This window comes from Rodentibacter mrazii (genome assembly GCF_001998825.1).
GTDB classification, from domain to species: domain Bacteria; phylum Pseudomonadota; class Gammaproteobacteria; order Enterobacterales; family Pasteurellaceae; genus Rodentibacter; species Rodentibacter mrazii.
Window position 1 is genome coordinate 21,435 of sequence record NZ_MLHG01000004.1, and the last position, 10,579, is coordinate 32,013.

At 43.6% G+C, this 10,579-nt stretch carries 8 protein-coding genes; 2 read left to right on the plus strand and 6 right to left on the minus strand.

Annotation, left to right across the window (positions count from 1 at the left end):
- Window positions 1-10: 10 nt before the first annotated feature.
- The 5 genes from rsmB to BKK47_RS00435 all read right to left on the minus strand — a co-directional run bounded on the left by rsmB (window position 11) and on the right by BKK47_RS00435 (window position 7,747).
- Complete coding sequence (gene rsmB, locus BKK47_RS00415) at window positions 11-1,393, minus strand: 16S rRNA (cytosine(967)-C(5))-methyltransferase RsmB (protein WP_077492981.1); 1,383 nt, start codon at window positions 1,391-1,393, stop codon at window positions 11-13.
- On the minus strand, window positions 1,393-2,349 hold the full coding sequence (gene fmt, locus BKK47_RS00420; RefSeq protein WP_077492982.1) for a methionyl-tRNA formyltransferase: 957 nt from the start codon (window positions 2,347-2,349) through the stop codon (window positions 1,393-1,395). The genes rsmB and fmt overlap by 1 nt, the downstream gene beginning before the upstream one ends.
- 228 nt (window positions 2,350-2,577) lie before the next feature.
- Window positions 2,578-3,087 carry a peptide deformylase gene (def, locus tag BKK47_RS00425; RefSeq protein ID WP_077492983.1) on the minus strand — a complete coding sequence of 170 codons (510 nt, stop codon included), beginning with the start codon at window positions 3,085-3,087 and terminating at the stop codon, window positions 2,578-2,580.
- Window positions 3,088-3,180: 93 nt separating this feature from the next.
- Entirely contained in the window at window positions 3,181-6,657 is a 3,477-nt protein-coding gene (gene dnaE, locus BKK47_RS00430) for a DNA polymerase III subunit alpha (RefSeq protein ID WP_077492984.1), read from the minus strand.
- A gap of 142 nt (window positions 6,658-6,799) precedes the next feature.
- Complete coding sequence (locus BKK47_RS00435) at window positions 6,800-7,747, minus strand: GlxA family transcriptional regulator (protein WP_077492985.1); 948 nt, start codon at window positions 7,745-7,747, stop codon at window positions 6,800-6,802.
- A gap of 142 nt (window positions 7,748-7,889) precedes the next feature.
- Between BKK47_RS00435 and BKK47_RS00440 the strand changes: the two genes are divergently transcribed.
- Window positions 7,890-8,735: an MBL fold metallo-hydrolase gene (locus tag BKK47_RS00440; protein ID WP_077492986.1), complete on the plus strand. Its 846-nt coding sequence runs from the start codon at window positions 7,890-7,892 to the stop codon at window positions 8,733-8,735.
- A gap of 117 nt (window positions 8,736-8,852) precedes the next feature.
- Here BKK47_RS00440 and gpt read toward each other — a convergent pair whose 3' ends face one another.
- Window positions 8,853-9,320 (minus strand): xanthine phosphoribosyltransferase, encoded by a 468-nt coding sequence (gene gpt / locus BKK47_RS00445; protein ID WP_059368639.1) that lies wholly within the window; start codon window positions 9,318-9,320, stop codon window positions 8,853-8,855.
- 100 nt (window positions 9,321-9,420) lie between these two features.
- Between gpt and pepD the strand changes: the two genes are divergently transcribed.
- The coding region (gene pepD / locus BKK47_RS00450; RefSeq protein ID WP_077492987.1) for a beta-Ala-His dipeptidase at window positions 9,421-10,579 on the plus strand (1,159 nt) is incomplete at its 3' end.

Consider the following 10,579-nt stretch of genomic DNA (forward strand, 5'->3'; position numbering starts at 1 on the left):
CTCTTTTAGGTTAGGATCGCTTACGCAGCTTAGCATAATAGAACCCGTCTCCACCATTTTCTTGCGGGATAAATTGAAAACCGACCGCACTTTTATCATCATTCACATTCCCTTCAAAAGGGAGCGGTAATAATTCCGCATCTGAATGTTCTGATAAAAAAGTGCGAATTTGTTCATCATTTTCTTCCGGTAACACTGAGCAGGTGGCATACAGTAAAATACCGTTCGGTTTCAATTTCGCCCAAAGGGCTTTCAAAATATTTTTTTGTAATGCGGTAAGTTGTGTGATGTCCGTTTCTTGGCGCAGCCATTTAATATCAGGGTGACGGCGGATCACACCGGTGGCGGAGCAAGGGGCATCTAATAAAATACGGTCAAATTGCACCGCACTTTTTCCGATTTCTGCCAACCATTCATCGGGCTGAGTAGCATCACCACAAACAACCATCGCCTGCTGATTCAAACGTGCCAGATTTTCTTCCACCCGTTTCAAACGATGGGCTTCCACATCTAATGCAATCACATTCGCTTGTGGGGCGAGTTCCAAAATATGGGTGGTTTTCCCCCCAGGCGCAGCACAGGCATCTAAAATCCACTCATCATTTTGCGGTTCAAGCAAAGCCGCCGCCCATTGTGCACTCAAATCCTGTACCGTTACCGCCCCTTCCGAAAAATAAGGTAATTTTTGTACTGTCGTCGGTGAAGCCAAACGTAACGCCTGAGGGTGAAGGTCGGTTTCTGCCAAAATGCCCGACTCCGCCAATAAAGTGCGGTAGCTTTCTACGCTATTTTGTTGTGCATTAACCCGTAGCCACATCGGCGGTTTTTGATTATTCGCATTAATGATGTCACGCCAATTCGGATAAGCCTTTTTCAACTTGTTCACAAACCATTCGGGATGCAAGGTCTGCCAATATTTATCCACTTGCGCCAAAATGCTTTCTTGTTCTCGTAAAAAACGGCGTAGCACGCCATTGACTAATCCACGGAAGCTGTCTGACTTCAACGTTTTCGTTGCATTCACCACTTCATCCACAGCGGCGTGGGGCGGGACACGCATATAAAGTAATTGATACAGTCCAACGAGTAATAAACAATGCACAATCCGAGTTTTGCCTTTGAGCGGTTTATCCACAAGACATTGGATAATCTGTTCCAAACGAGGCAGCACACGACATACACCAAAACAAATTTCTTGGAGTAGCGGTAAATCTTGTGTTTTTAAGGAGACTTGCACATCGGGAATTAAGCTTGAAAGAGATTTTCCCTCATCAAGTACCTGTAAAATGACCTGTGCCGCCACCGCTCTGGAGGAAAGTGCGGTGGATTTTTTCGCTGTTTTTTTCATCGGTTTATTTTTTTCCGCTTTTTGCTGCGAACGCTCGTTTTTCATTAGGCTAACACCTTACCAACAGGGAACCATTCCGCACGCCCATTCAGCAAATCTTGAACCGACATCGGCTTTTTACCAGCCGGTTGCAGTTGCAAAATATTCAGTACGCCTTCAGCCGTAGCAATTTGAATGCCCGTTTTATCCGCGCATAAAATCGTCCCTGCCGGTTTATCTTGATGGGGTAATATTTCCGCTTGATACACTTTTAAGGTTTGTAAATTTTCCTCTTTATCTTCCGTGCTGAAATAAGCCATCGGCCAAGGATTAAAGGCTCGAATATTGCGTTCAAGTTGTGCAGCAGAAAGTGACCAATCCAGTTTAGCTTCTTCTTTAGAAAGTTTATCCGCATAGTTGCTTTGGCTGTTATCTTGTTTCTCGGCAATAAATTTTCCGGTTTCGAGCTGATCAAGCACCTCAATGAGTGCCGGTGGTGCCAATTCAGCCAATTTATCATAAAGACTTGCTGAGGTTTCGGTTGGCAAAATATCACAATACACTTTGTGCAACATATCACCGGTATCCAAACCTTCATCCATTTGCATAATGGTCACGCCGGTTTGAACATCACCCGCCCAAATCGCACGCTGAATCGGTGCGGCACCACGCCAACGGGGCAAAATAGAACCGTGTACGTTCAAACAGCCCAAACGTGGCGCGTCTAGAACCGCTTTGGGGAGAATTAAGCCATAAGCCACCACCACCATCACATCGGCGTTCAGGGCTTGTAATTCTGCTTGTGCCTCAGCATTGCGTAAGGATTTAGGCTGATAAACAGGAATATGATGTTGTTCGGCAAGCTGTTTCACCGGGCTGGCCTGTAATTTTTTACCACGTCCCGCCGGTTTATCGGGTTGGGTATAAACTGCGATCACATTATGTTGAGAATTTATTAAGGCTTGTAAATGCTGTGCCGCGAAATCAGGCGTACCTGCGAAGATAATATTGAGTGGTTTCATCATGTTCTACGTTATGTTGAATAATGTTTCCGATAGTACGGGGGAGAAAATAAAATGCTGTCAAAATTAACCGCACTTTTCGTGATTATATCGCTGTTGCACAGGGTGGAAAACTGTAGGGACACATCTGTTATAAAATCAACTTTCAATATATATAATAAGCGGACACACGCAGTGTGTCCCTACGTTTCGTTGAAATCCCTTGGTACATTGGCTACATAATATCGGTTATTGTTTTGCCATTTGTTTTTTGTATTTAACCAATTTTTCTTTGATACGTTGGCGTTTAAGCGGTGAAAGATAATCTACAAACAAAATGCCGTTGAGGTGATCAATTTCGTGTTGAATACAAATGGCAAGTAAGCCGTCTGCGTTTAAGGTAAATTCTTTGCCGTCACGGTCTAGCGCCTTTACAGTCACTTTTTCTTTCCGTGGCACTAAGGCACGAAAACCGGGAATCGACAAACAACCTTCTTCAATACCGGTTTCACCTTCAGACGCCAAAATTTCCGGATTAATTAATACCAATTGGCTTTGTTTATCACCCTCAATATCAATGGTAATAATACGTTGTAAAATATCCACTTGCGGTGCGGCTAAACCAATGCCTTCTTGCTGATACATCGTATCAAACATATCATCTACAATTTTTCGAATATCATCATTAACTTCGGAAACAGGCTCACAAACAACTTTTAAATGCTCGTCAGGATAAATTAATACATTAAGTGCGGTCATAATTTCTCTTATTTTTTAAATTGTAATTTGTTGCGTAATTGTAGCACAGGAAGGTATCTATGTCCTTAATTAGGGTGATTGACACAAAAGCCATTATGCAAACTCTAATTCAACCGAGCTTTCCCCCAACATATTCGCTAATTCCGTTAAAATTTCATCAGTCGGTGTAATTGACCATTGAATCCCGAGACGTAGTAACGCTCTGCCTTTCGGGCTTTGGTAGTAAACGTTAATCGGTAGCCCCCCCCCACTCACCGGTGTCAGCTTTTCTTTTAGCTGTTTAATGAAAATTGGGGTAATTTGCTCGTCCGATAAACAAATAGCAAGGGACTTCGCATAGCGTGAACGGGCTTCATCTAATGTCATCATATCCCGTACGGTCATTTTTAAACCACCGGAGAAATCATCAAAACTCACTTGTCCGGATACCACAACAACCGTATCTTTTTGCAATTTTTCACCAAATTGCTCTAAACTTTCACCAAACAAGGTGATATCCAAGCGACCTGAGCGATCATCTAATGTCGCAATGCCCAGTCTATTCCCCTTTTTGGTAATCGCTATGCGTGATGACACAATTAAACCTGCCGCCGTACTGATTTGCCCACGGCGGTTTGGTGTGAGTTCCTTTAAGCGTGTTGAACTGTAATGGGAAAGTTCTTTCAGATAACGGCTAACCGGATGACTGGTTAAGTAAAGCCCTAGGGTTTCACGCTCGCCATCTAGGATTTGTTTTTCCGTGTAAGGCGGCGTATTGGCATAGGCGTTTTCCACTTCTTCATAGGTTTCAGTCAATACGCCAAACATATCCGATTGCCCCATAGCTTCGTCTTTAGCGTGTTGATCGGAGGCTTTTAATGCGTCTTCCAAATTTTTAGAAAGCGCCGCACGATGCGGCCCTAATTTATCAAATGCACCAGACATAATCAGGCTTTCAAAAGTACGTCTATTGATTTTTTTCAAATCAACACGGGCGCATAAATCAAATAAATCTTTAAAAAATCCCCCTGCATTGCGTGCCGTAATTAATGCCTCAATCGGCCCTTCACCCACACCTTTAATCGCCCCGATCCCATACACAATTTCACCGTTTTCGTTCACACTGAAATGATGTTTGCCCACATTAATATCCGGCGGTGTGACTTTTAACCCCATACGCAAACACTCATCGTACAAGCCGACAATTTTATCCGTATTGTCCATTTCCGATGTCATCACCGCCGCCATAAATTCCGCAGGGAAATGGGTTTTCAACCAAAGGGTTTGATAAGAAACCAAGGCATAGGCAGCCGAGTGAGATTTATTAAAGCCATAACCGGCAAATTTTTCCACCAAGTCGAAAATTTTCATGGCGAGTTCACCGTCAACCCCGTTTTTGATCGCTCCCGCTTCAAACACAGAGCGTTGTTTCGCCATTTCTTCCGGTTTTTTCTTACCCATTGCACGGCGTAATAAATCCGCACCGCCCAATGTATAACCGGCTAAAACCTGTGCAATTTGCATCACTTGTTCTTGATATAAAATAATGCCGTAAGTCGGTTCTAAAATAGGTTTTAGACTTTCGTGCTGATAGTTCACATCGGGATACGAAACTTCTTCACGGCCGTGTTTACGGTCGATAAAGTTATCCACCATGCCCGATTGTAGCGGACCGGGACGAAACAGTGCCACCAAAGCAATAATATCTTCAAAACAGTCCGGTTGGAGGCGTTTAATCAAATCTTTCATACCGCGCGACTCCAACTGGAACACAGCGGTGGTTTCGGCACGTTTGAGCAATTCAAAAGATTCCGGATCATCCAAGGGAATAGAGGCAATATCTACCATAGGTTTCCCTTCCCGAACTATACGGGCATTGACCATATCCAATGCCCATTTGATGATGGTCAGGGTGCGTAACCCCAAGAAGTCAAATTTGACTAAACCGGCATATTCCACATCATTTTTATCGAAATGAGTAACGGGATGAAGCCCTTCACTGTCGCAATAAAGTGGTGAGAAATCCGTGATGAGTGACGGTGAAATCACCACACCACCGGCGTGCTTACCGGCATTGCGGGTTACGCCCTCCAGCTTGCGTGCCATATCAATCAGCGCTTGGACTTCCTCATCGCTGTCATAGGCGGCTTGTAATTGCGGCTCAATCTCAAAGGCCTTGGCAAGTGTCATGCCCGGATCGAGAGGAATCAATTTAGAAATGCGATCCACAAAACCGTAGGGATGCCCCAATACCCGTCCCACATCACGAATCACCGCTTTCGCTGCCATTGTTCCGAAAGTAATAATTTGTGATACCGCACCACGCCCATAGGTGTCCGCTACGTGCTCAATCACGCGATCCCGCCCGTCCATACAGAAATCCACGTCGAAATCGGGCATGGACACACGTTCAGGGTTTAAGAAACGTTCAAAAAGCAAATCAAATTCTAAGGGATCGAGATCGGTAATTTTTAACGCATACGCCACCAATGACCCCGCACCGGAACCCCGTCCCGGCCCCACGGGAATATCGTTATCTTTCGACCACTGAATAAACTCCATCACGATCAAGAAGTAACCCGGAAACCCCATTTGGTTAATGACGTCGAGTTCCACTTGCAAGCGTTCGTCATATTCCCCACGTTTTTCCGACCGCACTTTTTCATCGGGAAATAAAAATGCCAGCCGCTCTTCCAAGCCCTCTTTCGATTTCATCACCAAATAATCTTCCGTACTCAGTTCCCCCGTTGGGAATTGTGGTAAGAAATATTGCCCAAGGCGCAAGGTAACACTACAACGTTGTGCGATTAATAGCGTGTTTTCAAGGGCGGAAGGAATATCGGCAAATAAGGCACACATTTCCTCTTCAGTACGGAAATACTGCTGTGCCGTGTAAAGTTTAGGGCGTTTGGGATCATCCAAGGTATAGCCGTCATGAATCGCCACGCGGATTTCATGGGCTTCCGCATCATCCGACTTTAAAAACACAACATCATTGGTTGCCACAAGCGGTAAATTTTGCGCCTCCGCAAGGGCGCAAGCGGCTTTGATATAGCGTTCTTCATCAGGCTTGCCGGTTCGGGTTAACGCTAGATAAAAATGATCAGGAAAAAATTCTTGGTAAAAACCGACCGCACTTTGTGTTTCAGCCGTATTTTCTTTCAACAATTTTTTACCCACATCACCTTTTGTCCCGCCGGATAAAATAATCACCCCCTCACGGTGTTCGATCAACCAATCTTGATCGATATAGGGCAAATCGTAATAACCCCGTTGGTAAGCCTTCGACAAGAGCAGTGTGATATTTTTATAGCCCGTATTATTTTTCGCAAGCAAGGTCAGCTCAAATAATTCCTCACCGCACAGCTCGCTGCGCACCCGCACATCCGCACCAATAATCGGTTTAATGCCGGCGGATAATGCTTCTCCATAAAAGCGCACGACACCACAAAAATTGGTAAAATCCGTCAATGCCATCGCCACCATATTATTTTCCGCACAGCTTTTGACTAAAGGTTTCACCTTGGCAATCCCATCAATCATGGAGAAATCACTGTGTGTACGGAGATGGACGAAACGGGGTTGTATCATTTAAAATCCTTGAAAGTGCGGTTAATTTGAATACGTTTTATAGGCGTGTATTATACGGAAATTTGAGATGAAGGGAAAATAAAGGGCTGAATGATCCATGTCAATTCAGCCCTTTGTTTTATGCCATATTCCCTTTTGTATCTTATGATATGGAAAACCGCTTTTGCCATTGTTTTGGGCTGATATGGTGTTTGGCTTTAAAGTGTTGGCGGAATGCCGTTGTGGAATGAAAGCCTATTTGGTGAGCAATTTCATCAATCGTTAATTTGCTACTTTCTAACAATTCCCGCCCTTTTTGTAACCGAACCTCAATCAGCCATTCGGTAAATGCCATCCCCGTTGCTTGACGAAAATGACGAGTGAATGTGCTGCGGCTCATCATTAATTGTTTGGCTAACTCATCAATCGAATAATTTCCTGTTAGATTAGTTCGTATAATATCTAGCCATTCATTGATATTCTCATTAGCGGTTTTACGTGCAATAGGTTGTTCAATAAATTGTGCCTGTCCTCCTTCCCGATGAGGAGAAATCACCAACAAACGTGCCAGTTGATTGGCAATTTTTACACCATATTGGCGGCGAACAATCGCAAGACAGCAATCTAACCCTGCAGACGTTCCTGCAGAGGTGATGATATTTTCATCTTCAATATAAATTGCATTGCAGTCTAATTTCACCTGTGGGAAACGTTGTTTAAAATCCGTTTCACCTAACCAATGTGTCGTGGCCTTTTTACCATTCAGCAATCCGGCATAAGCCAGTGAATATGCCCCATAACACAGCCCCACAATCATCGCGCCACGTTGTGCCGCTTGTTGTAATGCCAGTATTAAAGCCTCGGAGGGAGGTTGATCGACATTATCCCAACCCGGTATCACAATAAAATCAGCTTGAGCTAACAAACGCAAATCGCCATCAGCTACAATCGTAGCAGGATAGGACTGTGCCACCCTTGGATTTTCCGCCACAATCTTGACATTAAATAAAGGTTTGCCCTCAATTTCTGTTGAAAAAACCATATAAGGCACAGAAAACTGAAAAGGGTTAAATTGGGGATAAAGTACAAGTGCAACAGTTGGAATAGGCATTTTTTTCTCATGTGAATAAATTTGACCCAATTTTTTCGATATTTGAATAATAAGTCAATATTTTTTATTTTATCTCTCTTTCATAATAACCACACCGCACACAAGCGGTTTAATTTATCTTATTTTTACAAGAGGAAACAAAATGAAATTAAAACCTATCTTATTGACACTCGTGGCTGCAACCTTGGCAACAACGGCTCATGCCGAAATCAGCTATCAGCATATCCGTAATGCGACCGCCAAAATTGAAATGGCAGGTAGCACGTTTTTAGTCGATCCCTATCTTGCCCCTAAAGGCACTTATGCAGGCTTTGAAGGCACGATTAACAGTCAAAAACGTAATCCGTTGATTGATATGGCAGAACCTGTTGAGAAAGTATTAGAAGGCGTTGATGCGGTGATTGTGACACATACCCACGCTGATCATTGGGACGAATATGCACAAAAAATGTTACCGAAAACCTTACCGATTTTTGTACAAAATGCCGGTGATGCACAAATTATCCGTTCACAAGGCTTTAAAGATGTTAGAGTCGTAGGTAAAAATACAGAATTTAACCAAGTAAAATTAAGCAAGACCGGCGGACAACACGGTACGGATCAAATGTACTCTACCCCACAATTTGCTGAAATTTTAGGTGAAGCAATGGGCGTGGTAATGCAAGCGGACGGAGAAAAAACACTGTATATCGTAGGCGATACCATTTGGAATGAAGAAGTGGATTTTGCACTCAACCGTTATAAACCCGAAGTGATTGTCATGAATACGGGTTATGCACAAATGGAAGGTAATTCAGATAGTATTATTATGGGGAAAGCCGATGTGGCGAAAGCCCGTCAGGTTGCGCCAAAAGCCGATATTATTACCGTCCATATGGATGCGGTCAATCACGCTTCGGTGACTTCCGATGAAATGCGAAAATTCGTGAAGGAAAACAATTTGAGCAAAGTTGCTGTGCCAAAAGAGAGTGAAGTCTTGAAATATTAATGCAGAGTAAGAAATGAGTTAGACGAAATTCTGTCTATTCTTTTCAAATTAAAACCTATAATGAAAAGCGGTCGTAAAATCTTAAGGATTTTCGACCGCACTTTTATTTTAAAAGTCTTATTTTCTCGCAAGAGGAGGAACAAATGCTAAACCTAAATCCCAAGGTTGTTCAATCCATGTGTTTTGCGGAATGTCGATGATATAATCGTCCACTAATTTTGCCCCTGCCGGTTTGGCGAAAACGGTGACAAATTTTGCATTAGGATACATTTCACGAATTGCACGAGCGGTATTGCCGGTATCGACCAAATCATCAACAACGATAAAGCCTTCTCCACCGTTTGGTACTTCCGCAGCATGTAAAACTTGGAGTTCGCCTTGGCTTGTGTGATCGTGATAACTGGCGATACAAACGGTTTCTACGTGGCGAATGCTTAATTCACGCGCTAATACCGCTGCCGGAAATAAACCGCCACGGCTCACCGCAATAATGCCTTTCCATTGGGAAGCGGGAAGTAAACGTTCTGATAATTTGCGGGCGTGCATTTGGAACATATCCCAAGTCACCACATATTTTTCGCTCATAATTACACCTTAATATCAATAAATAAAAATTGCGTAAGGATAACCTGAAACGGGGTTTTATGCTATTATTTCGTGAAATTTTTCGCAAAAAGGAAAGAATATGTCTGAAATTACCACCCTACAACCACAATTATTATGGAAATGGTTTGATCAAATTTGTGCAATCCCTCACCCTTCCCATCATGAGGACGAATTGGCAAATTTCATTGTCAATTGGGCGAAAGAAAAACAGTTTTTTGTGGAACGTGATGACGCGGGTAACGTGTTAATTCGCAAGCCTGCAACCGCCGGAATGGAAAACCGCACGCCGGTGGCATTGCAAGCTCATTTGGATATGGTGCCGCAAGCCAATGAAGGCAATCCACACGATTTCACCCAAGATCCAATTCGCCCCTATATTGACGGCGATTGGGTGAAAGCACAAGGCACCACATTGGGAGCGGACAACGGAATTGGTTTAGCCTCTGCCCTTGCGGTGTTAGAAAGTGATGATGTGGCGCATCCGCCTCTTGAAGTGTTGCTCACAATGACGGAAGAAACCGGTATGGACGGCGCATTAAATCTTCGCCGTAATTGGTTGCAATCCGAAATACTCATTAATACGGATACGGAGGAAATCGGTGAAATTTATATCGGTTGTGCCGGCGGCATTAATGCCAATTTGGAATTACCGATAGAACGAGAAAATAATGCTTTCGAGCATTGCCTTCAACTCACCTTAAAGGGCTTGCGTGGCGGGCATTCCGGTTGTGATATTCACACCGGCAGAGTGAATGCAATTAAGTTGCTTGCCCGTGTGTTGGCAAAACTTTCGCAAAATCAACCGCACTTTGCTTTAGCGGAAATTCGTGGTGGCTCAATTCGTAATGCCATTCCCCGTGAAGCAGCTGCCGTTCTAGCGTTCAACGGTGAGGTTAATGCTATTGAAAGTGCGGTCAAAAATCTTGACGTTTTACTCAAAGAAGAATTGGCGATTGCTGAACCGAATTTAACCCTTTTTGTTGAACCGACCGCCAAAGCCGAAACGGTATTCACCGCACAAAGCACAAAAACGGTAATTCATTTGTTAAACGCCTTGCCAAACGGCGTGATTCGCAACAGTGATGTGATTAAAAATGTGGTGGAAAGCTCACTCAGTATCGGTGTATTAAAAACCGAAGGAGATAAAGTAAAAGGTACAATTTTAGTTCGTTCACTAATTGAAAGCGGTAAGGCTTATGTGACCGAGCTATTAAGCTCCGTTGCCGCCTTAGCCGGTG

Bases quoted from the DNA above. Each gene is read 5' to 3' on its own strand.
- rsmB (WP_077492981.1), bottom strand. From the start codon at position 1,393: ATGAAAAACGAGCGTTCGCAGCAAAAAGCGGAAAAAAATAAACCGATG.
- fmt (WP_077492982.1), bottom strand. From the start codon at position 2,349: ATGAAACCACTCAATATTATCTTCGCAGGTACGCCTGATTTCGCGGCA.
- def (WP_077492983.1), bottom strand. From the start codon at position 3,087: ATGACCGCACTTAATGTATTAATTTATCCTGACGAGCATTTAAAAGTT.
- dnaE (WP_077492984.1), bottom strand. From the start codon at position 6,657: ATGATACAACCCCGTTTCGTCCATCTCCGTACACACAGTGATTTCTCC.
- BKK47_RS00435 (WP_077492985.1), bottom strand. From the start codon at position 7,747: ATGCCTATTCCAACTGTTGCACTTGTACTTTATCCCCAATTTAACCCT.
- BKK47_RS00440 (WP_077492986.1), top strand. From the start codon at position 7,890: ATGAAATTAAAACCTATCTTATTGACACTCGTGGCTGCAACCTTGGCA.
- gpt (WP_059368639.1), bottom strand. From the start codon at position 9,320: ATGAGCGAAAAATATGTGGTGACTTGGGATATGTTCCAAATGCACGCC.